This window comes from Streptomyces sp. 8N114 (assembly GCF_052245835.1).
Taxonomy (GTDB): domain Bacteria; phylum Actinomycetota; class Actinomycetes; order Streptomycetales; family Streptomycetaceae; genus Streptomyces.
The window spans coordinates 12,991-39,431 of record NZ_JBQQBT010000039.1 but is presented as its reverse complement, the minus strand read 5'-3'; the positions used below and the strand labels follow the sequence as shown (position 1 = coordinate 39,431).

The 26,441-nt window shown below is 70.9% G+C and carries 24 protein-coding genes; 9 read left to right on the top strand and 15 right to left on the bottom strand.

The window, feature by feature from the left end:
- Positions 1 to 87: 87 nt before the first annotated feature.
- Entirely contained in the window at positions 88 to 975 is an 888-nt protein-coding gene (locus tag ACTWQF_RS35565; protein ID WP_443283905.1) for a M24 family metallopeptidase, read from the bottom strand.
- A gap of 499 nt (positions 976 to 1,474) precedes the next feature.
- On the opposite strand from ACTWQF_RS35565, the gene ACTWQF_RS35560 reads away from it, so the two are divergent.
- The 6 genes from ACTWQF_RS35560 (at position 1,475) to ACTWQF_RS35535 (ending at position 6,976) form a co-directional block, all read left to right on the top strand.
- On the top strand, positions 1,475 to 2,449 hold the full coding sequence (locus tag ACTWQF_RS35560; RefSeq protein WP_443283907.1) for an ABC transporter ATP-binding protein: 975 nt from the start codon (positions 1,475 to 1,477) through the stop codon (positions 2,447 to 2,449).
- The gene (locus tag ACTWQF_RS35555) at positions 2,439 to 3,410 is read left to right on the top strand and encodes an ABC transporter permease subunit (RefSeq protein ID WP_443283904.1); all 972 of its coding nucleotides are present in this window, start codon (positions 2,439 to 2,441) and stop codon (positions 3,408 to 3,410) included. Before ACTWQF_RS35560 ends, ACTWQF_RS35555 begins: the two co-directional genes overlap by 11 nt.
- A 46-nt stretch (positions 3,411 to 3,456) precedes the next feature.
- Positions 3,457 to 4,407, top strand: coding sequence for an ABC transporter ATP-binding protein (locus ACTWQF_RS35550; protein WP_443283903.1), 951 nt, complete (start codon positions 3,457 to 3,459; stop codon positions 4,405 to 4,407).
- 22 nt (positions 4,408 to 4,429) lie between these two features.
- Positions 4,430 to 5,152, top strand: coding sequence for an ABC transporter permease subunit (locus ACTWQF_RS35545; RefSeq protein ID WP_443283902.1), 723 nt, complete (start codon positions 4,430 to 4,432; stop codon positions 5,150 to 5,152).
- A gap of 175 nt (positions 5,153 to 5,327) precedes the next feature.
- Positions 5,328 to 5,678, top strand: coding sequence for a YciI family protein (locus ACTWQF_RS35540; protein ID WP_443283901.1), 351 nt, complete (start codon positions 5,328 to 5,330; stop codon positions 5,676 to 5,678).
- Entirely contained in the window at positions 5,675 to 6,976 is a 1,302-nt protein-coding gene (locus ACTWQF_RS35535) for an RNA polymerase sigma factor (protein ID WP_443283900.1), read from the top strand. The genes ACTWQF_RS35540 and ACTWQF_RS35535 overlap by 4 nt, the downstream gene beginning before the upstream one ends.
- Positions 6,977 to 7,013: 37 nt before the next feature.
- Here the strand turns inward: ACTWQF_RS35535 and ACTWQF_RS35530 are convergent, their stop codons facing one another.
- The 3 genes from ACTWQF_RS35530 to ACTWQF_RS35520 all read right to left on the bottom strand — a co-directional run bounded on the left by ACTWQF_RS35530 (position 7,014) and on the right by ACTWQF_RS35520 (position 10,308).
- Positions 7,014 to 7,805: a hypothetical protein gene (locus tag ACTWQF_RS35530; RefSeq protein ID WP_443283899.1), complete on the bottom strand. Its 792-nt coding sequence runs from the start codon at positions 7,803 to 7,805 to the stop codon at positions 7,014 to 7,016.
- Positions 7,806 to 8,187: 382 nt separating this feature from the next.
- Entirely contained in the window at positions 8,188 to 9,582 is a 1,395-nt protein-coding gene (locus tag ACTWQF_RS35525; RefSeq protein WP_443283898.1) for an FAD-binding oxidoreductase, read from the bottom strand.
- Positions 9,583 to 9,684: 102 nt separating this feature from the next.
- On the bottom strand, positions 9,685 to 10,308 hold the full coding sequence (locus tag ACTWQF_RS35520) for a TIGR03086 family metal-binding protein (RefSeq protein ID WP_443283897.1): 624 nt from the start codon (positions 10,306 to 10,308) through the stop codon (positions 9,685 to 9,687).
- A gap of 119 nt (positions 10,309 to 10,427) precedes the next feature.
- Here ACTWQF_RS35520 and ACTWQF_RS35515 point away from each other — a divergent pair, with 119 nt between their 5' ends.
- A complete protein-coding gene (locus tag ACTWQF_RS35515) occupies positions 10,428 to 11,489 on the top strand; it encodes a helix-turn-helix transcriptional regulator (RefSeq protein ID WP_443283896.1) in 1,062 nt (353 codons plus the stop codon).
- Here the strand turns inward: ACTWQF_RS35515 and ACTWQF_RS35510 are convergent.
- On the bottom strand, positions 11,471 to 13,156 hold the full coding sequence (locus ACTWQF_RS35510; RefSeq protein ID WP_443283895.1) for an MFS transporter: 1,686 nt from the start codon (positions 13,154 to 13,156) through the stop codon (positions 11,471 to 11,473). The genes ACTWQF_RS35515 and ACTWQF_RS35510 overlap by 19 nt on opposite strands.
- Positions 13,157 to 13,240: 84 nt before the next feature.
- On the opposite strand from ACTWQF_RS35510, the gene ACTWQF_RS35505 reads away from it, so the two are divergent.
- Complete coding sequence (locus ACTWQF_RS35505) at positions 13,241 to 14,254, top strand: Lrp/AsnC family transcriptional regulator (protein WP_443283894.1); 1,014 nt, start codon at positions 13,241 to 13,243, stop codon at positions 14,252 to 14,254.
- Between the two features lie 7 nt (positions 14,255 to 14,261).
- On the opposite strand, the gene ACTWQF_RS35500 is transcribed toward ACTWQF_RS35505, so the two are convergent.
- The 9 genes from ACTWQF_RS35500 to ACTWQF_RS35460 all read right to left on the bottom strand — a co-directional run bounded on the left by ACTWQF_RS35500 (position 14,262) and on the right by ACTWQF_RS35460 (position 24,559).
- A complete protein-coding gene (locus ACTWQF_RS35500) occupies positions 14,262 to 15,083 on the bottom strand; it encodes an HAD family hydrolase (RefSeq protein ID WP_443283893.1) in 822 nt (273 codons plus the stop codon).
- Positions 15,080 to 16,357 carry a serine--tRNA ligase gene (serS, locus tag ACTWQF_RS35495; RefSeq protein ID WP_443283892.1) on the bottom strand — a complete coding sequence of 426 codons (1,278 nt, stop codon included), beginning with the start codon at positions 16,355 to 16,357 and terminating at the stop codon, positions 15,080 to 15,082. The genes ACTWQF_RS35500 and serS overlap by 4 nt, the downstream gene beginning before the upstream one ends.
- A gap of 578 nt (positions 16,358 to 16,935) precedes the next feature.
- Positions 16,936 to 17,865, bottom strand: coding sequence for a prephenate dehydratase (gene pheA, locus ACTWQF_RS35490; protein WP_443283891.1), 930 nt, complete (start codon positions 17,863 to 17,865; stop codon positions 16,936 to 16,938).
- Positions 17,866 to 17,907: 42 nt separating this feature from the next.
- Positions 17,908 to 19,248 carry an iron uptake transporter deferrochelatase/peroxidase subunit gene (efeB, locus tag ACTWQF_RS35485; protein WP_443283890.1) on the bottom strand — a complete coding sequence of 447 codons (1,341 nt, stop codon included), beginning with the start codon at positions 19,246 to 19,248 and terminating at the stop codon, positions 17,908 to 17,910.
- Between the two features lie 20 nt (positions 19,249 to 19,268).
- Positions 19,269 to 21,398, bottom strand: a complete 2,130-nt coding sequence (locus ACTWQF_RS35480; RefSeq protein WP_443283889.1) for a copper resistance protein CopC — start codon at positions 21,396 to 21,398, stop codon at positions 19,269 to 19,271.
- An 11-nt stretch (positions 21,399 to 21,409) separates the two neighbouring features.
- Complete coding sequence (locus ACTWQF_RS35475) at positions 21,410 to 21,955, bottom strand: copper chaperone PCu(A)C (protein WP_443283888.1); 546 nt, start codon at positions 21,953 to 21,955, stop codon at positions 21,410 to 21,412.
- Entirely contained in the window at positions 21,952 to 22,617 is a 666-nt protein-coding gene (locus ACTWQF_RS35470; RefSeq protein WP_443283887.1) for an SCO family protein, read from the bottom strand. The genes ACTWQF_RS35475 and ACTWQF_RS35470 overlap by 4 nt, the downstream gene beginning before the upstream one ends.
- Before the next feature lie 148 nt (positions 22,618 to 22,765).
- On the bottom strand, positions 22,766 to 23,497 hold the full coding sequence (locus ACTWQF_RS35465) for a YcnI family copper-binding membrane protein (protein ID WP_443283886.1): 732 nt from the start codon (positions 23,495 to 23,497) through the stop codon (positions 22,766 to 22,768).
- Positions 23,498 to 23,674: 177 nt separating this feature from the next.
- Positions 23,675 to 24,559, bottom strand: a complete 885-nt coding sequence (locus tag ACTWQF_RS35460; protein ID WP_443283885.1) for a hypothetical protein — start codon at positions 24,557 to 24,559, stop codon at positions 23,675 to 23,677.
- A 289-nt stretch (positions 24,560 to 24,848) separates the two neighbouring features.
- Here ACTWQF_RS35460 and ACTWQF_RS35455 point away from each other — a divergent pair, with 289 nt between their 5' ends.
- Entirely contained in the window at positions 24,849 to 25,292 is a 444-nt protein-coding gene (locus ACTWQF_RS35455) for an ATP-binding protein (RefSeq protein WP_443283884.1), read from the top strand.
- Here the strand turns inward: ACTWQF_RS35455 and ACTWQF_RS35450 are convergent.
- Positions 25,276 to 26,319: a PP2C family protein-serine/threonine phosphatase gene (locus tag ACTWQF_RS35450; protein ID WP_443283883.1), complete on the bottom strand. Its 1,044-nt coding sequence runs from the start codon at positions 26,317 to 26,319 to the stop codon at positions 25,276 to 25,278. The genes ACTWQF_RS35455 and ACTWQF_RS35450 overlap by 17 nt on opposite strands.
- Between the last annotated feature and the right edge of the window lie 122 nt (positions 26,320 to 26,441).

Sequence of the window (26,441 nt, the reverse complement as noted above, 5' to 3'; positions counted from 1 at the left end):
CACACACCGCCGTTGCCAGCGACGCATGCGAGCGTGGGGACGGATCTGGACACTGATCCGGGACGGTCCGACTCTTCCTTTCTCCTTTCAGACCGTCCGCTCATAGGGAGCGACTTCGTGTCGCACTACCGCCTGTGCCTCCTCCTGCCAGCGCCGCACATGCGGCAGATCGTCGTCCAGCCAGAACGCGCTCTCCTCGGGATCCCGGGAATCGGTGACGACCAGAATCTCCTCGAACTTCGCGCCTGTGCCGCGGAATCCCAGATGCGGCTCGACCGCCCACAGCCCCGGCTGCGGCGGGTGGTCCGAGAAGCGGTACGGACTCCACAGCGGTGACCAGCCGTCCCGGTGCCCGTGCAGCGCGTCCCGCGCCAGCCCGCGCAGCGCGTTGGTGCCGAAGCCGAGGACGGTGGGCGACCAGCGGCGGTCCGGGACGCGGTCGACCTTGTGCGCGATGACGCCGAAGGGATAGGCACGGTGCCGGTTCGCATACCCCTGCTCGACCATCAGCCGCTCCACGTCTTCGTATATCCGCAGCAGCGAGCGCCGCTCCCGCACGCCGGTGAGGATCAGCTCACGGTGCGCCCGCAGGTCCGCCATCAGCCGTTCGTGCACCGGGTTGGGGCCGAGGCAGCCGGAGTAGCCGATGTCGGAGGTGTAGCCGTCCCGGATCGGTGCCATGTCGAGGATGAAGGGCATGCCCGGCTCCAGCTCCCGGTTGGTGGGGAAGAACTGGAGCGGGACCTTGAAGCCGGTGAACGCCGTGCGATCCCCGAACCAGGCGAAGGGCAGATGGAACCAGTCCCGCACCCCGCGTTCGCGCAGCCACTCACGCTGCATCCGTGCGGCCTCCCGCTCGGTCACCCCCGGCTTCAGCCGGGCGGCCACCGACTCCGCGCAGGCGTAGGCCAGTTGCTGTACTTCTCTGAAACCCCGCAGGTCAGCGGAGGAATAACCGATCGTCGCCGCGCGCATGTCCAGCCTTCCGTCCGTGGTGATCCTCGATCTTGGTCGTCGGTGCCGTTGTTATCGGTTGGTGTCGGTGGTCGTCGGTGGTCGTCGGTGGTGCGGCCGGAGCGGTCGGGGCTTCCATCTCCTCGGTGCCGCCGGTCGGTGTCGTCGGCGCGTCGGCGCATCAGCACGTCTGCACGTCCGCGCATCCCCACGTCCGCGCATCCCCACGTCCGCGCACCCGCACGTCGGCGGGCTCCGATACCCATGCGATCCGTTGCTGCGCCGTTCCGGTGCGTGAGCAACTTGACACTGATGAATGTGACATCGGTCCGTGGCGGGGTCAAGGGGCCCGCCAAGCCTGTGGATAACTCCGGAAACGATCTTCGGGGTCGGTCCCCTACGGGGCTCTCCGACCTGAGAGGGACGGGCCCAAGCACCTGAGAGGTACGGAATCGGCGCGGAAACCAACGCCGCGTCTGACGCGGACGCGACGATTCGCTCCTAGCGTCGAAGCGTGACTGTGATCGCGATCGAAAGCCTCAGCAAGCGGTTCCCGCGGGTGACCGCACTGGACCGGCTGACCGTCGGCATAGAGCCGGGCGTCACCGGTCTGGTGGGCGCCAACGGGGCCGGAAAGTCCACTCTCATCAAGATCCTGCTCGGGCTGTCCCCCGCCACCGAAGGCACCGCCTCCGTGCTCGGCATGGACGTGGCCACTCAGGGCGGCGCGATCCGGGAGCGGGTGGGGTACATGCCCGAGCACGACTGTCTGCCCCCGGACGTGTCCGCCACCGAGTTCGTCGTCCACATGGCACGAATGTCGGGGCTGCCCGCCACGGCAGCCCGGGAGCGCACCGCCGACACCCTGCGCCACGTCGGCCTGTACGAGGAGCGCTACCGGCCCATGGGCGGCTACTCGACGGGCATGAAACAGCGGGTCAAGCTCGCACAGGCCCTGGTGCACGATCCGCGGCTCGTCCTCCTCGACGAGCCGACCAACGGACTCGATCCGGTCGGCCGAGACGAAATGCTCGGCCTGATCCGCCGCGTACACACCGACTTCGGCATCTCCGTGCTGGTCACCTCGCACCTGCTGGGCGAGTTGGAACGCACCAGCGACCACATCGTCGTCATCGACGGCGGCAAGCTGCTGCGCTCCTCCTCCACCGCGGACTTCACGCAGCGCACCGCCGTGCTGGCCGTCGAGGTCACCGACACCGACGAGCACCCCGACGGCACCGCGGCCCTGCGCACCGCCCTCCGGAAGGCGGGCCTGGACCCGCACGAGCCAGCGCCCGACAGCGCCCTGGCACCCGGCGCCGGGCACCTGGTCACCCTCGACATCGGCGGCGAGTCCGAAGGCGCTGACGAATCGGTCTTCGACACCGTGCGGGACACCGCGGCGGATCTCGGCCTGGGCCTGGTCCGCATGGAAGAGCGCAGGCACCAGATCTCCGAGGTCTTCACGGAAAGGAGCGCCGGCGATGTCGCCTGACCGCACCCCAGGGCACCCCACCACTGGGCACCCCACCACCGCGCAGCCCACCGCCCCCGCGCACGGCCGGGCGGCCACCGCCGAACGCGGCCAGGACGTCATCCACAACATCGGCTACCGCGGCTACGAGGGCCCCCGGCTGGGCCGCTCCTACGCGCGGCGCGCCCTGTTCACCCAGTCGCTGCGCGGCTCCTACGGGCTGGGCCGCTCGGCCAAGTCCAAGGTCCTGCCGATGCTGCTGTTCGCCGCGGTGTGCGTACCGGCCGCCATCCTGGTGGCAGTCGCGGCCCTCACCAAGAGCAAGGAGCTGGAGGCCGGTTACGCGGAGTACGTGCTGCTGATGCAGCCCCTGCTGGGCATCTACCTGGCCGCCGCCGCACCGCAGGCCATCTCCATGGACCTGCGCTTCAAGACGACACCGCTGTACTTTTCGCGCCCCATGGAGCGCAGCGACTACGTGGCCGCCAAATACGCGGCCCTCTCGGCAGCGCTTTTCCTGTTCACGGCAGTACCCGTACTGATCATGTACGTCGGCGCCCTGCTGGTGAAGCTCGACTTCTCCGACCAGACCAAGGGAGCCGCCCAAGGGCTCGTCTTCTGCGCACTGTTCGCCCTGCTGCACGCCGCCATCGCCGCCTGGATCGCGGCACTGACTCCGCGCCGCGGCTTCGGCGTCGCCGCGATCATCGTGGCGATCACGGTGCCGTACTTCCTGATCACCGCGCTCCAGGGCATCGCCCTCACCTCCGACAACGGCAGCGCCATCGGCTGGCTCGGGCTGGGCTCGCCCGGCACGCTGCTGGACGGCATCCAGAGCAGGTTCCTCGACGGCCGCTCCGGATTCCCGGACGCGCAGACCCTCACCGGCACCCAAGGCGCCGTCTACCTCGTCGTCTTCGTGGCGCTGGTCGCCTGCTTCTACGCCCTCCTGCTGCGCCGCTACCGAAAGGCCGGACTGTGAGCCGCCCGTCACCCGCCACCACCCTTCGAAGGAATGGGCTGCGCCCATGAGCACTCTTCACATCGACCGTGTCTCCCGCTGGTTCGGAAACGTCGTCGCGGTCAACGACATCACCATGGACATCGGCCCCGGTGTCACCGGCCTCCTCGGCCCCAACGGCGCCGGCAAGTCCACACTCATCCATATGATGGGCGGCTTTCTGGCGCCCTCCAACGGCAGCGTCACCCTGGAGCCCTCCCCCGGCCCCGACGGCAGGACGGCGACCGCAGCGCCGATCTGGCGCAACGAGGACTCCTACCGCCACATCGGCCTGGTGCCCGAGCGCGAGGGGATGTACGACTTCCTCACGGGCCACGAGTTCGTACTGGCCAACGCCGAACTGCACGGCCTGCCCGACCCGCGCGCCGCGGCCGCCGAGGCGCTGGCGACGGTCGAGATGGAGTACGCGCAGGACCGCCGTATCTCCACCTACTCCAAGGGCATGCGACAGCGGGTGAAAATGGCCTCCGCACTGGTGCACCAGCCCTCGGTGCTGCTGCTGGACGAGCCGTTCAACGGGATGGACCCGCGCCAGCGCATGCACCTGATGGAACTGCTGCGCAGGATGGGCGACGAGGGCCGCACCGTGCTGTTCTCCTCGCACATACTGGAGGAGGTCGAACAGCTCGCCTCCCACATCGAGGTCATCGTCGCCGGACGGCACGCCGCCAGCGGCGACTTCCGCAAGATCCGCCGCCTGATGACCGACCGTCCGCACCGCTATCTGGTGCGCTCCAGCGACGACCGGCGGCTGGCGGCGGCGCTCATCGCGGACGCTTCCACGGCGGGCATCGAGGTGGACAAGGCCGAGAACGCGCTGCGCATCCAGGCCGTCGACTTCACCCGCTTCACCACGCTGCTGCCCCGCGTCGCACGGGAGCACGGCATCCGGCTCTACACCGTCTCGCCCTCCGATGAGTCCCTGGAGAGCGTCTTCTCGTACCTCGTCGCGGCCTGAGCGGCGGAAAGGAGCTGACCAGATGTACAACCCGACGGTCGCGCGGCTCACCTATCGTGCACTCCTCGGTCGCCGCCGCGCGCTCATCCTGTGCGCGCTCCCGGCACTGCTGCTCGTCGTGGCGGCCGCCGTACGCGCCATGAACGGCGCCGACGACGCGGTCACCAGCCAACTGCTGGGCGGATTCGCGCTCGCCACACTGGTGCCGCTGATCGGCGTGATCGCCGGAACGGGTGCGATCGGACCGGAGATCGACGACGGCTCGGTCGTCTATCTGCTCTCCAAGCCGGTTTCACGCACCTCCGTCATCGTCACCAAACTGCTCGTCGCCACCGGCACGACCGCCGTCTTCTCGGCCGTACCGGTACTCGTCGCGGGCTTCGTCCTGAACGGCAACAGCCAGCAGATCGCCGTCGCCTACGCGCTTGCCGCGGCGGTCGCCTCCGTCGCCTACAGTGCGCTGTTCCTGCTGCTGGGGACGGTCAGCAGGCACGCCGTCGTCATCGGCCTGGTGTACGCGCTGATCTGGGAGGCGCTCATCGGCAGTCTGGTGCCGGGTGCCAAGACGCTCAGCGTGCAGCAGTGGGCTCTCGCACTCGCCGAGAAGGTGGTGGGCAGCGGCGCGGACGTCACCTCTTCGGTGGGACTTCCGGCGGCACTGGTGCTCATCGTGGTCGTCACCGTAGGCGGCACCCTTTTCGCCGGGCAGAAGCTGCGCACGCTGACGCTGGCGGGGGAGGAGTAGCAGCCCGCTCGGGAGGTCCGAGGACTCGCCCCGGACGAATTTCTCAGAGATGTTGTCGATGAGGTTGTCGATCCGGCCGCAACCCGTTCGTCGTCATGGTGTGCGGCGCTTCGCTGCACATGGAGACGACAGGATCCGGGAACCGACAGACCCGGGAACCGACAGGAGTTCAGCTGTGAAGTACATGCTTCTGATCAACGCCGGTGCGATCGACGCCGACGGCGGGGCCGCCGAGTGCGACGTGCAGGAGTGGACGGCCTACGACAAGGAGGTGCGGGACGCGGGGATCTTGGTCTCGGGGGAGTCGCTGGCAGACCTGGTGACCGCCACCACCGTCCGGGTCGCCCCGAACGGCGAGCGGACGGTCGTCGACGGGCCGTTCGCGGAGACCCGCGAGGTGCTCGGCGGTTTCTACGTCATCGACGTGCCGGACCTGGACGCCGCGCTGGACTGGGCGGCCCGCTGCCCGGGGGCGCGCGGCAGCGGTTCGGTCGTGGTGCGGCCGGTCGCCGACTTCGGAGCGTGAGCGCGGTGCACGAGCAGGCACCCGGTACCGGCAGCGCTGTGGAGTCGGTATTCCGCGAGGAGCACGGCCGGCTGCTGGCCTCTCTCGTGCGCCGTTTCGGCGACCTGGACCTGGCCGAGGAGGTCGCCTCCGAGGCGATCGAGGCGGCGCTGGTGCACTGGCCGGCACAGGGGGTCCCGGCCAGGCCCGGCGCCTGGCTGCTGACCACAGCCCGCCGCAAGGCCGTCGACCGGCTGCGACGGGACCACACCTACGCCGCCCGGCTCGCCGTCCTGCAGGTGGAAGCGGACCGGGCCGCTTCCACCCCGCCCGCGGACGCCGCAGCCGCCCTTCCCGACGAACGGCTGCAGCTGTTCTTCACCTGCACCCACCCGGCACTGCCCGCCGAGGCACGCGGCGCCCTGATGCTGCGCTGCCTGGCCGGGCTGACGACAGCAGAGGTCGCACGGGCCTATCTTGTCCCCACTGCGACGATGGCGCAGCGGATCGTACGGGCGAAGAAGAAGATCCGTGAGGCCCGGATCCCCTTCCGGACGCCCGGGGCCGACGAACTGCCCGAGCGCCTGCCGGGGGTGCTTCAGGTCCTGTACTCCGTCTTCACGGAGGGATACGCGGCCAGCTCCGGTCCCGACCTCCAGCGGCCGGATCTTGCCGAGGAAGCCATCCGGCTGGCGCGGATCCTGCGTCGGCTGCTGCCCGCCGACCGGGAGGTCACTGGGCTGCTGGCCCTGATGCTGCTGGTCCATGCGCGGCGCGGGGCCCGCACCGGGCCGGACGGGAGACCCGTCCTGCTCGAAGACCAGGACCGGAGCCGCTGGGACCGGCCCCTGATCGAAGAAGGGCTTGCCCTGGTGCCCGCCGCACTGACCGGCGGCCCGCCCGGCCCGTACGGAGTGCAGGCCGCCATTGCTGCCCTGCACGACGAGGCGGCGGACCTCGCGACCACCGACTGGCCGCAGATCGTCGCGCTCTACGACGTGTTGCTCACGCTCGACCCGTCTCCTGTCGTCGCACTGAACCGGGCGGCGGCCGTGGCCATGCGTGACGGCCCGGAAGCGAGCCTGGCCCTGCTCGACGAACTGGCCGACGAGGAGCGGCTCCGCGGCTACCTTCCCTACCACGTGGCCCGCGCGGACCTGCTGCAGAGGCTCGGCCGACCCGCCGAGGCCGCGGCGGCCTACCGCCAGGCACTTGGACTCGCCGGCAACGAAGCCGAACAGGCTCACCTGCGGCACAGGCTCAGCACAGTGGAGCTGCTGCCGCCGGACGGCACAGCGGGCACCCCCGGCGCGGTGTGACGAGCCGGAGGCACCCCCTCAGTTCACTGGTTCGCTCTTAGGTTTCCGTGCCCGACGGCGGGGAAGCCGGCTCGGCGCCGACGGCACGTACGACGCCGCGCAACTCCCCTCGCATGGCCCGCATCTCCTCACCCATGTCGGCGAGCCGCTGACTCATCGCGCACACCACCTGCTCGGTGCGCTCCGTGCGGCGTTCGGTCTCGGCCAGCCGGTCGTCCATGCGCTCGACCCGTGTCGAGAGCCGGCCGATGACCGGACCCAGCTCCTGCAGTACGGCACCGAGTTCGGCACCGGCCGCCTCCAGATTGCCGACCCTGCGGTCGAGCGACCCGTAACCGGCGGCCAGCGTGCTGACCGTCTGCCGCAGCTCCTCCGTCGACTGCCGCACCGCCTCGACCCCGGGGTGCGTACGGGCGCTCTCCTCGACGTCGAGGAGGTACGTACGGACCCGCTGGGCGACCAAGCTGTCGCGCAGCAGCATCGCCACGTAGAGGACGGCACGGCGGCTGAAGACGGTGAGTCCACTGCGGCGCTGTGGATAACCACTGTCCGGCCCGGATGAGACTGACATCGTGTCGGTCTGATATTGGTGCAGGTCAGCGCCCCTCAGAACGGTCATACCGTTGCTGACGAGCTCTTCGCGGTGTCGGGTGACCAACTTTTCCACAGTGTTCAGGGGCACTTCGAAGTAGTTGGCCACATCCCGGGTGGTGGCCTGTGCATGGCCTGTGGAAAAAGCCAATGCCTTCACTTTGTCGAGGACTTCGACCCTGTGTGCCATGCCGGAGCGCGCGCTGCGCGACTCCAGCAGGACGGAATCGGTGTACATGAGAGACCCTCCTGGGTCCTGGTTTCGGACATGTCTGGGAAACCCCGATCGCCTGGGGGTCGACAGGTGTCCGTATCCAGGAACCAGGAGCGGAGATCAGCTCATGTCTTCCCACGTACCGCACTACCGGCAAGAGCCCTTCCAGGAGCCCTTAGGCACCCGCCCCGCGTCCTCCGCGGGCCGGCTCTCAACCGGCTACCACCACTTCACACACTCTCGTCGCCGCGCTCTCCAGTCGTCTCCGCGCAAGGAGTACAACGATTCGACAGTCGTACGGTTACGCGATTCGGGGGACGGGTTTCGGGGGACGGGGAGCGCTCTCCCCCATCCCCCATCCCCCGCCCCCCGTTGCTCCGTACGTCCCGGCGGCGGCCCGGGCGGTTCAACCGCGCCCGGCGCCCCGCAGGTTGAACCGGAACAGCCCCTGCGGATCGCACTCCGCCTTCAGCCGCTCCAGTCGCGCGTCGGTCTCGGCCCCGTACGCCGCCTGTGCGACGCGGCGGTCCTGCGGCCCGTAGAGGAAGTTGGCGCTCCGTCCGAGCGCCTGGTCACTCACCGGGTCCAGCACCCGCTCGTGCAGGGCACGCACCACGTCCTCGCCCGGGTCCGACACCGGGGAGAGCACATAGAGCAGATATTCCGCGTCCCGGTGCGCCACCGCGTTCGGCACGGAGGGCGGACGGGAGAAGGCACCGCCCAGATGGCGCACGCTCAGCACACACATCGCCTCGGCGGACGGTCCGGCAGCCGCCAGTACGGACCGCCGTGTGCTGTCGTCCAGTCCGCCGGCGCCCAGCAGTACGTTGGTGCTGCGGTACGAGTGCGGCGTGTCCGGCTCGCTGAAGACCGCCGCGCACTCGGCGTACGGCATCTCCCGCAGCTCGTCCACCAGGAGCGAGCCGATGCCGCGCAGCGGCTCGACCAGCCGCTCGCCCTCTTCACGCGACCCGGTGAACGCAATGTGCACCTGAGCCAGATAGCGGCCCCGCAGAGGTGCGGGAACAGCCGGTATGTCGGGCATCGGCAGCAGCGTCACGGCAGAGGTCAGCTCGTCGGGGACCGATTCGGTCCACTTCTGCCAGATCCGCAGCACCTCTTCCGCGACCTGGCCACCGTCGAAGATGAGCCGTCCGCCGAAGATGCACTCCACCGGGACGAGTTCGAGCTCCATTCCGGTCACCACACCGAAACCGCCGCCGCCCCCGCGCAGCCCCCAGAACAGCTCGGGGTCGCTGTGTGCTGTCACCTCGCGCAGTTGCGCGTCCGCCGTGACGACATCGATCCGCCGCACCCGGTCCGCCGCGTAGCCGAACTCCCGCCCCAGCAGTCCGACGCCGCCGCCCAGTGCGTACGAGACGACGCCGACCCCCGGAGCCGAACCGTTGACAGGCGCCAGTCCGTGCCGTGCCGCCTCCGCAACCAGATCACGCGCCCGGACGCCCGCCTCGATCCACGCGGTGCGCGCCGACACGTCGATCCGGATGCCCGTCATATGGCGCGTACTCACCAGCACGCCCTCACTGGCCGCCGCACCCAGCCCGTGCCCGGTCGCCTGCACGGCCAGCGGCAGCCTGTACCGCTGCGCGTGGTCGACCGCCGTCCGGACGTCCTGAGGCATGTGCGCGGCGACGATTACGTCCGGGCGGTGCGGATTCCCGGTCTGGAAACCGGCGCGCTCCTGGTCGTACCCCTCGTCCCCAGGTACGAGCACACTGCCGCGCACCGCGTCGCGCAGCGCGTCCAGTGCCTCCGTCTGCATCCCGTCCGTCCCCGCCATGCTGCTCTCTCCTGTCACTGTCCGGACTGTCGCTCGTCCGGACTGTCGCTCGGTCTGTCTCTTGGGCGGCTTACTGCTGCGCCGGCTGTCCCTCGTGTCGGCTTACTGGTGCGCCGTGCTGCCCGGTGAGCGCCACTCCGGGTCCCGGCCCAGCCAGGCGGCGAGCCGGGTAGTGGTGTCGGCGCCCTCCGGGGCCTGCTGCACCTCGCCGAACGGCATGTGCTCGCGGCCCTCGGCGGGCAACGCCATCTGTGCGGTGCTCAGCGCGAACCGGGCCACCTCCTCGTCCAGCTCGCCGGTCCAGCCGATGGACCGGGCCAGGTCCCAGGTGTGGCCGGCGGTCTCCATCACACAACCCGACAGCGCGATCCGGCCCGGCATCTGCCCCCAGGGCACCGTCACGACAGCGTCCATGACCTCGTCGCTCTCCCAGGCGCTGATCACGCGTTTGCAGCCGTCCTCGTAGAGCTCCGGCCACTGCTCGGCTGGTACGTCGGCCGTCCAATCGGGCACGTCGGGGCCCTTCCCCTCGCTGCCCTCGGGGACGGTCGCGATCCGGCGGTTCGCGCTGACGAGGTGGCCCAGCAGGTCGCGTACGTCGTACTCGGAACATGGCGTCGGCCCATCCAGCTGCTCGGGCCGGACAGCGGCGATCAGCGTCGCCAACTGGGCGGTGGCGCGGGCGTACAGGGGACGGGGGTCGGGGATCTCAGGGGTGCTGTTCACAGTCCACTCCTCAATGCGGTGCAACTGGCTCCGGCTGAGCCGGTGGCTTCAACCTGTAGGAGAGAGTCTGCCGCGAAAACTTGACACAACCCGTCAGGTTTTTACGGCACTGTGGGGAGGTGAAATCCGACCGGCTGCTGGCCATCCTGCTGCTCCTCCAGACGCGCGGCCGCGTACCCGCCGACGAGCTGGCGGCGGAGCTCGAGGTCTCCGCACGGACCATCTACCGGGACGTGGAGGCGCTGTCGGCCGCCGGGGTGCCCGTGTACGCGGAGCGCGGGCGGCACGGCGGTATCACGCTGCTGCCCGGCTACCGCACCGATATGACCGGCCTGACCAGCGACGAGGCCCGTGCCCTGTTCGTACTGACCGCACAGGGCGTGCATTCCGCGCTCGGTCTCGACAGTGCGCTGGTTTCGGCCCTGCGCAAGGTGATGGCTGCGCTCCCCGCACCGCACCGTCCGGCAGCCGAACTGACCAGCCGCCGCATCCTGGTCGACCCCGACCGATGGCTGCCCGGCCCCCGCCGCGCAGTCGAACTGGACGCGCTGCACACGGCGGTCTTCGCCGACCGCAGGCTGCGCCTGCGCTACCGGCACAGCGGCGACCGCCGGCTGCGCACCTACACCGTCGATCCGTACGGTCTCGTCAGCAAGGCGGGAGTCTGGTATCTGGTCGCCGACCGGCGGCGCTCCCCTGCCCTCTTCCGCGCGGACCGGATCGCTTCCGCGACCGTGCTGGAGGAGCCGGTGCGGCGACGTGGCGAGGTCGAACTCGCGGACGTCTGGCAGACGCTGCGCCGCCGCGTCGAGGAGCGGCCCAGGGACGTGCAGGTGACCGTACGGGTGCACCGCTCCCGGCTCGACATGTTCACCCGGATCGTCGGCCCCCTCCTGACCGAGCCACCGGGTGCGGACGCAGCGGACCGGGACGAGGACGACTGGGTCACTGCCCGCCTTGCCTTCTCCGTCCTCCCCGGCGTCAGCGTGCTCCTCCAGTTCGGCCCTTGGGTAGAGGTGCTCGATCCCCCTGAGGCCATCGACGAACTGCTGCACCGGCTCAGCGAGGTGACCGCGCTGTACGACGCACAGCGCGGTGCCGCCCCCTCCCCCCGTACCCCTGGCGACACAGCACCGGCCACCTCCGCCCGCGAACCGTCGTCCTACGAAGCCGAGGAGTGAACCGCCTGCCGCGTGTCCAGCGCGCGCCCCTCAGCCGCTGTCCGCCCGCGCCCCGGCACTCCCTCGCGGCTGCGGCCGGACGCGTGCCCGTCTCCGGACGCGTGCCCGTCTCCGGACGCGTGCCCGTCTCCGGGCGCCTGCTCGGTCGCCGCGCGCCCCCGTACGAACAGCAGGACCGCGACCCCGGCCGCCAGCGCCGTCACCCCGCAGATCACGAAGATCCGGTCCAGCCCGGCTGCGAACGCCTCGCGGACGAGCTCCATCGGTACCCCGGCCTCCCGGGCGCGTCCGCTGCCCGCTGCCTCGGCGGCCGCCCGGGGCACGCCGTGGCCGGTCAGTATTTCGCGCACCCGGGAGGCGAAGACGGTGCCGAGGACCGCGATGCCGAGTGCGTAGCCCAGCTGCCGGAAGGTGTTCACGGCGCCGCTGGCGACCCCCGCACGCTCGGGCGGCACGGCGCTCAGCGCGGCGGAGACCAGTACGGTGAGCGCCATTCCGACCCCGATGCCGATGAGCACGCACCCGGGCAGCAGCGCCGTCCAGGAGGAGCCCGGCGCCACCAGCATCTGCGCCAGCACTCCGACGCCGATCACCAGCACCCCGGCACCCAGCGGATGCTGCGGCCGCATCCGCTGCAACCGGCCGCCGAAGACGCTCGCGACGGCGAAGGCGACCCCCGCCATCGGCAGCACGGCCAGCCCCGCGGCCAGCGGGCTCATGCCCAGCACCGACTGCGCCCACAGCGCGCTGTAGACGAAGTGCGTGAACGCGGCGGCCTGCGCGAGCAGCGCGGCGGCCATGAGAACCGCGAACGACCGGTTGCGCAGCAGCGCGAGATCCAGCAGCGGCGCCGGACCCACCTCCCCCACAGCCCGTGCCTCCCCCGTACCGCGTGTCCGTGCCGCACCCCGTGCCCGTTCCACCAGTACGAAGGCGACACCGGCCAGCCCTGCCACCACCAGGGCGCCCACTGTCAGGCGGTCGCTCCACCCGGCGTCGCCGCCCCGCACCAGTCCGTACGTCAGCGTGCCCGCGCCCAGTGTGAACAGGACGGCGCCGGCCCAGTCCACGCGCACACCGGTCCGCTGCGCAGCGCGGGACTCGTGCAGGGTGCGGAAGGTGATCCACAGGGCGAGAACGGTCAGCGGTACGTTGACGAAGAAGATGGCGCGCCAGTTGACGTATTCGGTCAGCACCCCGCCCAGCGCCAGTCCGCACCCGGCCGCCGCACCGTTGACAGCACCCCACACGCCGAACGCGACGCCCCTGTCCCGCCCCTGGTAGGTGGCGTTGATCAGCGGGGCGTTCGCCGCGAAGACCGCCGCCGCGCCCACGCCCTGCACCGCCCGCGCGGCGATCAACGTCCCGGCGTCCGGTGCCAGCCCGCACGCCAGCGAGGCCAGCGCGAAGAGCACCAGACCGCCGACGAACACCCGCCGCCTGCCGTGCAGATCGGCCAGTGAGCCCGCCACCAGGAGCAGCGCGGCCAGTGCGACGGCATAGATGTCCACCACCCACTGCAGGGAGGTGAACGAGGCGTCCAGTGACGTCGCCATCCGAGGCAGTGCGGTGTTCACGATCGTCACATCGATCAGCAGCATGAAGCCGCCGAGGGAGAGGGCGACCAGAGGCCACCACTTGCTGTGTCGGTTGTCTTTGTTCCCCATGCCACCAGACTCCGAGAGCACCGTCATATGCCCCACTCAGTGCCGCAAAGGCGGTGGAATCCGACATCGACTACCGTCCCGGTGGTGCGAACCGACATCGGATCCCGCAGGACGCCCCCGCCCCTGGACGACCTCGACCGGCAGATCGCCCACGCCCTCCAGCTCGACGGCCGGGCGGCCTTCTCGCGTATCGCCGAGGTGCTGGGTGTCTCCGACCAGACCATCGCCCGCCGGTGGGCAAGGCTGCGCGCCAGCCGCAGCATGCGCGTCCTGGGCCTGACGGAGTCCGCCGTGCTGGGTGACACCGTCTGGCTCATCCGCGTCTCGACCACCCCCGACGCCGCCGTCCCGCTGGCGGAGGCGCTGGCGCGCCGTACCGACACCGCGTGGGTGGGGCTGATGGCAGGCGGCACCGAGGTCAGCGCGGTGGCCCGGTCGAACGCCGACTGGGCGCGCGAGGGCGGCGAGGCGCTGCTGCTGCGCGAACTGCCGCGCACGCCGCGCGTGCTGGCCGTACACGCCTACTGTCAGCTGCACCAGTTCTTCGGCGGGGCCGAGGGACTCATCCTCAAGTCCGGGATGCTCTCGCCCGCACAGGTGGCGCAGCTGGCCCCGCCCGCGCCCACCCCGCCCGACGAACCGGTCCGGCTCACCGCCGACGACCACAAACTGCTCACCCGCCTCGCGTACGACGGCCGTACGCCGGTGCCCGATCTCGCTGCGGCGATCGGCTGGTCACCCTCCACGGTGCGTCGCCGCATGGCGGAACTGCGCGCCACCGGAGCGCTCTACTTCGACGTCGACTACGGGCCGCACCTTTTCGACCAGGGGCTGCGGGCCGCCGTGTGGCTGTCCGTACCGCCCGCCGAGCTGCACGCCACCGGGGAAGCGCTGGCCGCGCACCGGGAGGTGGCGTTCGCGTGTGCCACCACAGGTCCCGCGAACCTGTTCCTGGCGGTCGTCTGCCGGGACACGGCGGCGCTGTACACGTATCTGACCGGACCGGTAGCCCGGCTGTCGGGAGTGCGGGACTTCGAGACGTACCCGATGGTCCGCAGCCTGAAGGGGCCCGGGCCGTTCCTGGGCGGCGCGCACTGACCGGCCGTCAGCCGGCCAGTCTCTCCAGCACCAGCGCGATGCCGTCCTCGTCGTTGGAGGCGGTCACCTCGTCCGCGACGGCCAGCAGCTCCTCGTGGGCGTTCTCCATGGCGACGCCCCGTCCGGCCCAGGCGAACATGGGGATGTCGTTGGGCATGTCGCCGAACGCGATGGTCTCGGCAGCGCGGACCTTGAGCCGACGGGCGGCCAGGGCGAGTCCCTTGGCCTTGGACAGGCCCAGCGGCAGCAGCTCCACGATGCCCTCACCGGCCATCACCACGCCGACCAGCTCCCCGACGGCTGCCCGTGCGGCCTTCGCCAGCTCGTCGTCGTCGAGCTGCGCGTGCTGGATGTAGAGCTTGTTCAGCGGCTGCCGCCAGATGGTCTCGCGGTCGTCGAACGGGACGTAGGGCAGCGGCCCGTCGTGGACGCAGTAGCCGGGCCCCGCCAGCACCTCACCGTCCACCCCGTCGCGGGAGGCGGCCACCGCGACCGTGCCGACCTCCTTCTCCAGCTGCGCGAGGGCCTGTTCGGCGACCCGCCTGTCGAGCGTGACGGAGGTCAGCAGCCGGCCGGAGCCCGCGTCGTAGACCTGGGCGCCCTGTGCGCACACCGCCAGCCCGCGGTAGCCGAGGTTCGCCAGTATCTGCTTCGTCCACGGCACAGCCCGGCCGGTGACGACGATGTGCGCGGCACCCCGCGCGGTGGCGGCGTCCAGCGCGGCGCGGGTGCGCTCCGAGACGGTGTCGTCGGAGCGCAGCAGCGTGCCGTCGAGATCGGTGGCGATCAGCCGGTAAGGGAACGCGGATGCCTCGGACGCGGCGCTCACTTGGCGACCGGCTCCAGCGCCTCACGGCCGCCCAGATACGGCCGCAGCACCGGCGGCACCCACACCGAGCCGTCCTCCTGCTGGTGGTTCTCCAACAGCGCCACGATCGTGCGCGGTACGGCGCACAGCGTCCCGTTCAGCGTCGCCAGCGGCTTGACACTCTTGCCGTCCCGCATTCGGATCGACAGTCTGCGCGACTGGAACTCGGTGCAGTCCGAGGTGGAGGTCAGCTCGCGGTACTTGCCCTGGGTGGGGATCCACGCCTCGCAGTCGAACTTGCGGGCCGCCGAGGAGCCCAGGTCACCGGTTGCCACATCGATCACCTGGAAGGGCAGCTCCAGGGAGGACAGCCACTGCTTCTCCCACTGGAGCAGCCTGCGGTGCTCCTCCTGGGAGTCCTCCGGGGCGACGTAGGAGAACATCTCCACCTTGTCGAACTGGTGGACGCGGAAGATGCCGCGGGTGTCCTTGCCGTACGAGCCTGCCTCGCGCCGGAAGCACGGCGAGAAGGCGGCGTAGCGCATCGGCAGCCGGTCGGCCTCGATGATCTCGTCCATGTGGTACCCCGCCAGCGGCACCTCGGAGGTGCCGACGAGGTACAGGTCGTCCTTGTCCAGGTGGTAGACGTCCTGCGCGGCCTGACCGAGGAAGCCGGTGCCGTCCATGGCCTGCGGTTTGACCAGCGCGGGAGTCAGCATCGCCGTGAAACCGGCCTCGGTCGCCTGGGCGACGGCCGCGTTGACCAGGGCGAGCTCCAGCAGCGCCCCGATGCCGGTGAGGAAGTAGAACCGCGAACCCGAGACCTTGGCACCGCGCTCGACGTCGATGGCACCGAGCTTCTGGCCCAGCTCCAGGTGGTCCTTGGGCTCGAAGCCCTCGGCTGCGAAGTCGCGGGGCGTGCCGATGGTCTCCAGGACGGTGAAGTCCTCCTCGCCGCCGACCGGGACGTCCGGATGCACCAGATTGCTGAGTTGGCGCAGCAGCCGCTGGGTCTCCGCCGCGGCCTCGTCCTTCTCCGCGTCGGCGGCCTTCACCGCGCTCGCCAGCTCACCGGTGCGGCGCAGCAGCTCCGCCTTCTCCTCGCCCTCGGCCTTGGGGATGAGCTTGCCGAGCTGTTTCTGCTCGGAGCGGAGTTCGTCGAATCGGACGCTGGAGGACCTGCGCCGCTCGTCGGCGGAGAGCACCGCGTCGACGAGGCCGACGTCCTCTCCACGGGCGCGCTGGGAAGCGCGCGCACGGTCGGGGTCCTCACGGAGCAGGCGAAGGTCAATCACCCCGCCAGACTACCGGTGGCCTCGGACGCCGCTCGATTCGATATCCCTTTGCCACGCTTTGTCCGAATTAGGCGTTTTGCAACCCTTGGAAAAATACTGTTCTCGGGGTTTCTCGCTCTTCCGGTTTTACGGCTTTCCGGTCTTTCGGCAGCGCCGGGCCGAGTCTGTCCGCTCTGCCGGGGGCCGGTGGACTGGGCGCACTCGCGGGGGAGTTGAACAGGGTGTGAGCAGGGATCCGGCGGCACTTATCCACAGCTGTGCCGAGCGCCGGATGAGTTTTCCACAGGCTGAGAAGTGCTGCTGTGGAAATGGAGGAGTTCTGTTCCGGCAGCTGTTCGGCCGACGCGGAATTCCCGGGGTAAACCAGAAATACCCACTCAATCGAGGGGGATTAGCTCACTCCAAAGGGTTGATCAATGGAATTGTGGTGACGGAGTGGGAGCTGGGGGCTGTGGAGGGAGATGCGGTCTGCATGCCGCTTTGTCGACTGAGTCCGTTTTCTCTGTCGACTTGTTCACAGGTCGGCACCCACCCCTGTGGATAACTTCGGAGAGGCTGTGTACGACGCCCCGCCGGGGTCAGTCCCGCCCGTCCAGACAGCGCGACAGCCAGTCCGCCGCCGCCACGAAGTCCTTGTCCGCCGTGCCGGAGCGCAGCGTCGGCGGCTGCTCGTCGGCGCGCGGGTACGAGCCCAGGAAGCGCACCGCACGGCAGGAGCGCTTCAGCCCCATCAGCACATCCCCCACCCTGCGCTCCTGCACATGGCCCTCGCAGTCCACCGAGAAGCTGTACTGCCCGATGCCCTCACCGGTGGGCCGCGACTCGATCCGCATCATGTTGACGCCGCGCGAGGCGTACTCGTGCAGCACCTCCAGCAGCGCACCCGGCTGGTCCCCGCGCAGCCAGAAGACCACCGAGGTCTTGTCCGCGCCCGTCGGAGCTGCCGGCCGCCCCGGCTGCCCCAGCAGTACGAAGCGCGTCGTCGCGTTCTCCGCGTCGTGGATGCCGGTGACCAGCGGCTCCAGGCCGTAGGTCGCGGCGGCGAACTCGCCCGCGAAGGCCGCGTCGTAGCGGCCCTCCTGCACCAGCCGGGCACCGTCCGCGTTGGAGGCCGCCGACTCCCACAGCGCGTCCGGCAGATGCGCGGCCAGCCAGTTGCGCACCTGCGGCTGTGCGACCGGATGCCCGGTGACCGTCTTGACCTCTTCCAGCGCCGTGCCGGGGCGCACCAGCAGCGCGAAGGTGATGGGCAGCAGCACCTCGCGGTAGATCATCAGCCTGCGGCCGCCGGCCAGCTCGTCCAGGGTGGCCGTGACGCCGCCCTCCACCGAGTTCTCGATCGGTACGAACGCCGCCTGCGCCTCCCCGTTCCGTACGGCGTCCAAGGCAGCCGGGACCGACACCATCGGGGTGAGCTGACGGGTGGCGGCCTCGGGCAGGGTGTGCAGCGCGGCTTCGGTGAAGGTGCCCTCGGGGCCGAGGTACGTATAGCGGCTCGCAGGTGACATGCCGCCACGGTAGTCGGGCCGGGAGCCCACCGGGTGCCGGTCTCAGCCTTCGAGCAGCCGCTGGCCCACGTACTCGCCCTTCCGGGGACCGCCCGGTACGGCGAACAGCCCGCTCGCCTCGTGCCGCAGGAAGCGGGAGAGCGCGTCCCCCCGGTCGAGCTTGCGCTGGACGGGTACGAAGCCGCGCAGCGGGTCGGCCTGCCAGGCCAGGAAGAGCAGCCCGGCGTCCGGCGCACCGTCGTCCCGGAAGCCGTCGTGGAAAGAGAACGGGCGGCGCAGCATCGCAGCTCCCCCGTTGGTCTCCGGGGCCGTGACCCGGATGTGTGCATCCCCGGCGATCAGCGGCGACCCGTCCGAGCCGCGCTTGACCAGGTCCGGCTCGGTGTGCTCATGGCCGCCGGACAGCGGCGCGCCGTCGGATTTCCGCCGCCCTATCACCTTCTCCTGCTCGTCCAGTGAGCGCTTGTCCCAGTCGTCCAGCAGCATCCGGATGCGCCGCTGCACCACGTACGAGCCGCCGGCCATCCAGGAGGGCTCGCCCGAGGACGGCACGAACACCTTCGCGGCGAAGTCCTTCTCCCGAGGCTTGGGATTGTGGGTGCCGTCGACCTGGCCCATCAGATTGCGCACGGTGCGGGGGCGGTCGGTGGCGCCGGGGGAACGGTTGAAGCCGGACATCTGCCAGCGCACCCGGGCGGTGCCCGCTGCCTCGCGCTGGAGGGCGCGCAGCGCGTGGAAGGCCACCAGCGCGTCGTCGGCACCGATCTGCACCCACAGGTCGCCGTCCGAGCGCTTCTTGTCCAGCGCGTCCGCCGAGAAGTCCGGCAGCGGCGCCAGCTGTGTCGGCAGCCGGTCCTTGAGGCCGGTACGGGTGAAGAACGTACGGCCGAACCCGAACGTGACCGTCAGCGAGGACGGACCGGCGTCCAGCGCGATCCCGGTGTCCCGCTCCCCGTCCCTGGGCTGCTCGCCCGCCATCATCCGCCGGGCGGCCTCGGACCAGCGGCGCAGCAGTGCCGCGGCCTGTTTCCGGCCCGCGTCCGGGACGAGGTCGAAGGCGAGCAGATGACCGTGCGCCTGTGCGGGCGTCACGATCCCCGCCTGGTGGGTGCCGTGGAACGGCACGGTGGAGGAGCCCAGCGTGGCCAGCGCCGTGGGCGGCTCCTCCTGGGCCGCAGAGTGCGCCCAGGCGCCCCCCGCACCACCCAGCGCCAGTCCCGCAGCTCCTGCCGCTGAGGCGGTGCCCAGCAGTCGGCGGCGGGACAGCGGTGCGGCCTCGGGGCGCGCCCGGTTCCGCGTTGCGGAGGCGCTGTCGTCGGCGTCCTCGCCTGGGCTCGGGGTGTTCTTCCCTTGGGCCGTCTTCTTTGTGCTCTGTGTGCTCATGTTCGTCGCTCGGTTCCGGCTCAGCCGATGGTGGCGGTCGTGGTCTCGGTGACCTGGTCGATGTCGGAGGTGCGGACGGTGATCGCGACCTTCCATTTTCCGGCCATGGGCAGTTGGAGCCCGGCGGCCTTCCAGTGCCCCTTCTCGCCCTTGACCGGCTTGAGGGGGGCCGGCAGCGGACCGAGGTCCTTGGCCGGCAGCGTGAAGGTGGCCTTCACCTCGCGTGCCTCCACGGGCTTGCCGCTGGGGCTGGTGGTGCGCAGCTCCAGGGCGTTCTCGCCGCTGGTGCCCGGGTCGATCTCCAGCTCGGCGGTGCCCTTGCCGTCCGGGCCGCCCGTGTCGAACGGCACCTTCACATCCACCGGTCCGGTCGGCTCGTTCTGCGCGGCGCTGTCCGCCTGCCGTACCCGCTCCTCGGTGCGGCCCGGCTCGGTGCCCGTCAGGAGCGTGGTGACGGCCAGCAGCACGACGGCGACGGTCGCCTCGGTCAGCACTGAACGGCGTAGCCCGCTGCGCTGCGGATCGGCCTCCCGCTCCTGACGGCGCCTGGCTGCCTCGGCCGCGGCCCGCTGCCGCGCCAGCTGTGCGGCCCGCACGGGGTCGGCCGGCTCGCGTCCCGGGCCCTCGGCGTCGCGCTGCGCGGAGGCTCCGGGCTCGTCCCGTGCTGGGGCTTTGGTGCTGTCCTGTGCGGACGTTCGGACAGTGGCCCGTTCCGGGCTGCGGCTGCCCGGAACGGCTGCCGTACGGGCTGCGGATCCGGCCCGCTCGGATGCCGAGCTCTTCCCGGCTTTTCCAGCCTCTGCCGGGACATCGGTCAACCTGGTTGTCCACCGTCGGGAGAACCAGCCGACGGACACCAGGGCGGTCACCAGGACGACCTTCACGATCAGCAGCTGCCCGTACGAGGTGCCCGTCAGCGCACTCCACGACCCCACCTGGCGCCACGACTGGTACAGCCCCGTGGCGGCCAGCACGGTGACACAGGTGAACGCCAGCCGGGAGAACCGCCGCACTGCTGTACCCGAGGGCGCGGGCCCCCAGCGCAGCAGGCAGAACAGCGCGGCCAGACCGCCCAGCCACAGCGCGACCGCGAGCAGATGCAGCACATCGACGGGCATCGCCAGCCCGGTCTGGATGCCGGTGGAGGCGTGCTCGGCCATCGCCCAGGTCGCCGCGAGACCGGCCGCCACCACGGTGCCTCCGATGGACAGCCCGAAGAACAGATCCCGCCGCTGCCGGTCGGCCTCCTCCCTCTCGGTCGGGTCCGCGCTCTCGACGTCCTCCTCCTCGCGCCGCGCGTACGCGCCGAAGAGCACCGAGACGAACAGTGCGGCTGCCGCGAGCAGCAGCAGCCGGGCAACCAGCGCGGCACCCGGCTTGGTGGCCACCACGTCCTTGAGCCCGCCCAGTTCGACGACGTCGGCGAGCTGTCCCGAGCCGGTGTACGGGCCGCGCAGCAGCAACAGCGCCAGCGTGGACGCCGCGAGGACGCTCCAACCGGTGACCGTCAGCCGCTGCACCGCCCGCGAGGAGGCCGCCCGCGGTGAGCACAGCAGCACGAAGGCCGCACCGCCCACCAGCAGCACGAAGCCCGCGTAGGCGGCGTACCGGCCGAACCCGTAGAGGGTTTCCACGCTCCCGCCGCCCGCGTTCCCGTCCTGCTGCGGCGGTGCCACGCTCGTCTTGGACGGCTTGCCCACGGAGAAGGTGAACGCGCCCGAGACGGGGTGGCTGTCCGCGGAGACGGCCTGCCAGGCGACGGTGTAGGTGCCCTTGCCGAGGTCCGGCTCGAGCGAGACGGCCCGCCGTACCTTGCTGCCCGTGCCGGTGTCGCGGACCTTACGGGTGTCGACCCGCTTTCCGCGCGGGTCCAGCACCCGGATGGCACCGTCGGACATCGCCACGCCCTCCGAGAAGTCGAGCGTGACCTGCCGGGGCGCGCCGCGCACCACCGAGCCCTCCGCGGGGTCGCTGCCGGTCAGCGCGGCGTGCGCCCCTGCCGGGCCCGCGGCGGCCAGTACCCCCAGCAGCGCGACGGCACCCGTGACGAGGGCCAGAAGCACGCGGGAGGCGGCGGACCGGGGTGCGCGGGAGCGCCGTACGGCGGAGCGGACAGCTGTGCGGAAGGGAGCTCGGGTGGTGGGCGGCACGCCTGCGAACCTCACTTCTTGGGTGTGTAGTTCGTCGCTTCGACGGAAGCCTTGACCGTGACGGAGCCGGACCGCGCGAAGTGCAGCACAAAGGTGACCGTCTGGCCCTTCACCGGCTTGCGCTCCAGCTCCATGAGCATCAGATGGTTGCCGCCGCGCTCCAGCCGGAGAGTGCCGTGGGCGGGCACGGTCAGTGACTTCACCTGCTGCATCTGCTGCTTGACGGTCCTGTGCAACTCGACCTTGCCCGCGACATCGCTGGAGACGGAGGTCAGCTTGTCGGCCTGGTCGCCGCCGTTGCGTACGGTCAGGAAGCCGCCGGCCATCTCCTTCGTCGGCGGCTGCGGTACATAAGCGCCGCTGACCTTCAGCTCGGGGCGGCCGTCACCCTTGGCGGCGCCGTCCTTGTCGTCGGAGGAGCAGGCGGCCAGCGCGAGCGTGAGTGCCGCACCGAGCGCTACGGCGCCGAGCGACCGGCGAGCACGGGGGGCGGGAAGTCGCTGCGCACAGGGGCTGGCAAGACCGTGCGCACGGGGGCCAAGGGGGCGGGCGGTCACGGGTTCTTCCCCTCGACGATCTTGGGCAGGTCCTTCCGGAGGATCTCCGGCCCGGTGTTGTCCTCGGTGTACAGGACGTGCGCCTTGTCGTCCTTGGGGGAGAAGACGAGCAGCTGGGCGCCGTGGGTGGAGACGATGTCGCCGTTTTTCTTCTTGTACGAGGGCTCGACGCTGACGCCCACGCTGCGGGCGCCCGCCTGGATGGTGTCGAAGTCGCCGGTCAGTCCGGTGAAGGACGGGTCCTGGCCGTGCAGCCACTTCCCGAGCTCCTTGGGGGTGTCCCGTTTGGGGTCGGTGGTGACGAAGACGACCCGCAGCTTCTTCTTCTGCTCCGGCGACAGCTTGGACTTGGCCACCGAGATGTTGCTCATGGTCAGCGGGCAGATGTCCGGGCAGTGCGTGTAGCCGAAGTAGAGCAGCGTGGGGCGGCCCTTGGTCTCCTTGATCAGGTCGTAGCTCTTGCCGTGTGTGTCGGTGAGCGTCAGGTCGGGCTTGGCGAAGGGCTCGTCGAGGACCGTGGCGCCCTTGTGCTGCCCCTTCTCGACCTTCGCCGGCTTGTCCGCGGCCTTGTCGCCGCCGTCGCCGGAGCCGCAGCCCGCCAGGGCGAGCGTGGCGGCTGCGGCGAAGGCGACGGCGGCCGCGGCCGTTCTCGTTGTGCGCATAGTGCTTGTCCGCATCGTGCAGTAGGGATGGTGCAGAGGGTGAGGGTGTCCAGAGGCTGAGGTGCCGGTGGTGCGGCCGGGCGACGGACGCCGGGCCGCACCACCGTGAGGGACGTACGGGCCTGTCAAGGAAGGTACGGGCCCCGGGTCACGCGGTGCGGCGCCGTCCCGCCAGGACGCCGAAGGCGACGCCTGCGACCCCGACGACGATGCCCACGACGCCGAGGACCCGTGCGGTGGTGTCCGAGCCGGAACCGGAGTCGGCGTCGGAGGAGGCCGCGGTCTTCTCCGTGGCCTTCGAGTCGTCCGAGGAGACGCCCGAGGCGGCCGCGCCCTCCCCGGCGTCCTCGGCGGCGGCGAGCTTCAGCACCGGAGCCGGGTTCTCGGGCTCCGCAGCGCCCTCCTTCGGCTCCTCGATCCACCGGACGATGTCGTCGTTGTCGTAGGTCTGGAGGGCCTTGAACACCAACTGGTCGGCGTCCTCGGGCAGTTGTCCCATGGAGACGGGGAACTGCTGGAACTGGCCCGGCTCGACCTTCCCGCCGCTCCAGGTGACCTTCGAGACGGCCTCGGTGATCTTCTCGCCGTGCACCTTGATCGGCTTGTCCAGCTTCTTCTTCTCGACCTTGATGTCCCAGCCGGGCACCGGCTGCGGCATCACGGAGGCCAGCGGGTGGTCCGTCGGGAAGGTGACCTCCAGCTTCACGGTGGAGGAGTCATCCTTCTCGTTCGGAACCTTGAAGTTGACCGTGCTGTAGTCGCCCTTGGCGGCCTCCTCCGGGTCGACGCTTACGTGCGCCGAGGCGGGGCCCGCGACCAGCAGTACGGTCCCGGCGGCGAGCGCGCAGACGGTCGCGGCGCGGCGGTTGGCGATCTTCATGGTGAGCTCCTGAGAGACACGGCCTGCGAGACGCAGGACGAGTGACATGACATGCGGGAGGGCGGCACGCGGGCGCGCGAGGCCCGCACCGCGCCGCTGTCATGGCAGGGCCGCCCCGTGCCCGTCGAGCGGGCACGTGGACAGTCCGATCCCGGTGAGCGTCGTGAGTGCGGTGCGTCAGGCCGCGAGCGTGAAGGTGCCCGCCGACCGTGCGGGCGGGCCGCGCCGGTGGACGGAGTGCTGGAGCAGCAGTTGCCGTGGCGGCGTCTCGTCGGCAGGCCGGTCGAAGCCGACCCGCACGGGCGCCCAGGACAGCAACCCGGTGTGCAGCGCCCGGACGTAGGCCAGGGCGGTAACCAGGGCCAGCGCGGCCACCAACTCGTCCGCCGCCGCGGCGGCGGCGGACGACAGCCGTACCAGCCGCCACAGCGCGGCCTCGCCCCGCCGCAGCATCCAGCCGAGCAGCAGCCCGGCGCACAGGTGCCCGAGCAGCATCGGCACCTCGCACATGCCGGCCGCGGCCCGTGCGGCTTCCCGCAGACAGTCGAGCGGTGTGTCCGGGAAGGGCATCGCGGAGCCGGCGTGGTGGCCGGCGTGCGCGGCGTGCTCCGCCGCACCGCCCGTGCCGCTGCCTGCCGTGGGGGAGGCCGCGTGCGGGTCGAGCCCGGCGCGGGCGACGACCCGCCGTGCCTCGGACTCGCTCATGCCCATCGCGCTGTCGTTGCACAGCAGTTTCCCGGCCAGCGCCCGTACCCCGCCCGGTTCCGGGGCGGTGGCCGAGCCGGCAGCTCCTGCCGCGGCGTGGTGTCCGCCGGCGCCCATCGAGAACATCAGGTGCAAGGCGAGCTGGCCCAGTGAGAGGAGCCCCACGATGCCCGGCAGGGAGCGTTCCCGCCCGGCCAGCGCGACGGCGATCACGAACACGCAGCCGAAGCCCAACGCCAGCGTTCCGAACGGAAGCACGGCGTCGGCGGCGAGCAGGTGCCCGGCGGCGGACACGGTGACGCAGACCGCGGCGAACACCGCGGCCCGCAGCAGTCTCAAGTCCGCACCGGCAGTCATGGCCGCGCCATCATCTCACCGCCCTCCCACCCTGCACACAGCAGGGCCACACCGGCTCCACCGGCGCTCAACCGCCCCACCGGTGCGCCGCGTCAGGTTGCCAAGGTGCCCTCCGACCGAGGGGGCGCGCACCCCGGGTCGTGCTTCCGCCGTACCGCATGTAGTGCCTTACGGCCTGCACATGGCGCTGCCCCCCTCCGCCGTACGGGGGTCATCGCGACGGCACCGCGTAGTGCTGGTACGGGCAGGCAATAGGTAATCCGTGTGTCGAGCCGCATGGAGGGTGAGCATGAGCAGCCTGTGGTGGTCTCTCCGGCTACGGCGCGAAGCCGCCAGTGTGCCGCTCGCGCGGCAGCTCCTGCTGAGCTCCATGGCCTCGGCCGGTGTCGACCCGGACGTGGCCTACGACATGTGTCTAGCCCTGTCCGAGGCGTGTGCGAACGCCGTGGAGCACGGCAGCACCGCGGGTGACATGGCCGGTGCGTACCGTGTCTCCGCCTATCTGGAGGGCAACCGCTGCCGCATCGAGGTGGCGGACACCGGCCCCGGCTTTCCCGCCGGGTACGCCCCGGCCCGCTGCGCGAACGAGGCGGAGAGCGGGCGGGGCCTGTTCCTGATCGAGTCCCTCGCCGACCACGTACGGTTCCGCAACCGGCCCGGCCACGGCGGTGCCGTCGTCAGCTTCGACAAGGTGCTCGCTCGCCGTGACGGACACCTCATGACCGCGTCCTGACCTCCTCCTGCTCACCCGTGGCGCTGCGGTAGCGCAACAGCAGCATGGCCGCGTCGTCGTGCAGCGGGGAGCGCACGTGCTCCTGGAGGTCCTGTCGTACGGCCTCCAGCGCGCCCTCCGCGTCGGTGTCCTTGAGCAGGTGGGCGCGCTCGTCCAGCGGGTAGAAACGGTTGTCCGGGTCGCGGGCCTCGGTGACGCCGTCGGTGTACAGCAGCAGTTGGTCGCCCGGGGCGAACGGCACCTCGTGCGGGCGTGGCGGCTCGCTGCCGTGCAGCCCGAGCCCCAGCGGCAGGGAGCGCTGCGGCGGCTCCGCGAAGTGCACGCTGCCGTCCTGCCGGACCGCCAGCGGCGCCGGGTGCCCGAAGTTGAGCAGCGTCGCGCTCTGGGCGTGCGCCCCGTGCGGCACCTCGGTGAGCACCGCCGTCACGAACTTCTCGCCCAGCAGGTGCCGGTCCAGGGCCCGTTCCAGGCGCTCCCCGACGGCCGGCAGGTCCGGCTCGTCGTAGGCGGCCTCGCGGAACGCGCCGAGCACCACGGCGGCCGTCTCCACCGCCTCCAGTCCCTTGCCCTGGACGTCCCCGATGATGACGCGCACGCCGTGCGGCGAGGTGACCACCTCGTACAGGTCGCCGCCGATCCGCGCCTCGGCGACAGCCGAGGTGTAGGAGACGGCGACCCGCAGCCGCCCGGCGCCGCGCGGCACCGGACGCAGCAGCACACGCTGGGCGGCTTCCGCGATGGAGCGCACATTGGCCAGCTCGGCCTCCCGCTTCTGCCGCATCGCGGTCGCCACCAGCGCGGCCACCGAGACACCTGCGACGGAGATCAGCGTCGCGTTGCCGCGGCGTTCGCCGAACTGGCCGTTGTAGAGGCTCAGCGCGACCGACAGCGCCATCGCCAGCGCACCGACCAGCGCGGTACGCCGCTTGCCGCCGGTGAGCCCGGCGAAGGCGGGACCGAGCGCCATCATCGGCTGCACCCCGATCCCGGGGCCGCCCGTCAGATCGGCGGCACCGACGACACCCATGGCAAGGAAGGGAAACGCGGACAACAGTCCGGTCCGCAACCGGGAGACCAAAGCGTGCTCTCTTCCTTCTTGTCCGTGACCTCGCTCAGCAGGCTCGTGCCGTGACGTCGACTCCCGTCCTC

Excerpts from the sequence above, each read along its gene's own strand:
- ACTWQF_RS35565 (WP_443283905.1), bottom strand. The coding sequence starts at position 975 with ATGCGCGCGGCGACGATCGGTTATTCCTCCGCTGACCTGCGGGGTTTC.
- ACTWQF_RS35555 (WP_443283904.1), top strand. The coding sequence starts at position 2,439 with ATGTCGCCTGACCGCACCCCAGGGCACCCCACCACTGGGCACCCCACC.
- ACTWQF_RS35550 (WP_443283903.1), top strand. The coding sequence starts at position 3,457 with ATGAGCACTCTTCACATCGACCGTGTCTCCCGCTGGTTCGGAAACGTC.
- ACTWQF_RS35545 (WP_443283902.1), top strand. The coding sequence starts at position 4,430 with ATGTACAACCCGACGGTCGCGCGGCTCACCTATCGTGCACTCCTCGGT.
- ACTWQF_RS35530 (WP_443283899.1), bottom strand. The coding sequence starts at position 7,805 with ATGTACACCGATTCCGTCCTGCTGGAGTCGCGCAGCGCGCGCTCCGGC.
- ACTWQF_RS35525 (WP_443283898.1), bottom strand. The coding sequence starts at position 9,582 with ATGGCGGGGACGGACGGGATGCAGACGGAGGCACTGGACGCGCTGCGC.
- ACTWQF_RS35510 (WP_443283895.1), bottom strand. The coding sequence starts at position 13,156 with ATGGGGAACAAAGACAACCGACACAGCAAGTGGTGGCCTCTGGTCGCC.
- pheA (WP_443283891.1), bottom strand. The coding sequence starts at position 17,865 with ATGTCACCTGCGAGCCGCTATACGTACCTCGGCCCCGAGGGCACCTTC.
- efeB (WP_443283890.1), bottom strand. The coding sequence starts at position 19,248 with ATGAGCACACAGAGCACAAAGAAGACGGCCCAAGGGAAGAACACCCCG.
- ACTWQF_RS35470 (WP_443283887.1), bottom strand. The coding sequence starts at position 22,617 with ATGCGCACAACGAGAACGGCCGCGGCCGCCGTCGCCTTCGCCGCAGCC.
- ACTWQF_RS35465 (WP_443283886.1), bottom strand. The coding sequence starts at position 23,497 with ATGAAGATCGCCAACCGCCGCGCCGCGACCGTCTGCGCGCTCGCCGCC.
- ACTWQF_RS35460 (WP_443283885.1), bottom strand. The coding sequence starts at position 24,559 with ATGACTGCCGGTGCGGACTTGAGACTGCTGCGGGCCGCGGTGTTCGCC.
- ACTWQF_RS35455 (WP_443283884.1), top strand. The coding sequence starts at position 24,849 with ATGAGCAGCCTGTGGTGGTCTCTCCGGCTACGGCGCGAAGCCGCCAGT.
- ACTWQF_RS35450 (WP_443283883.1), bottom strand. The coding sequence starts at position 26,319 with ATGGGTGTCGTCGGTGCCGCCGATCTGACGGGCGGCCCCGGGATCGGG.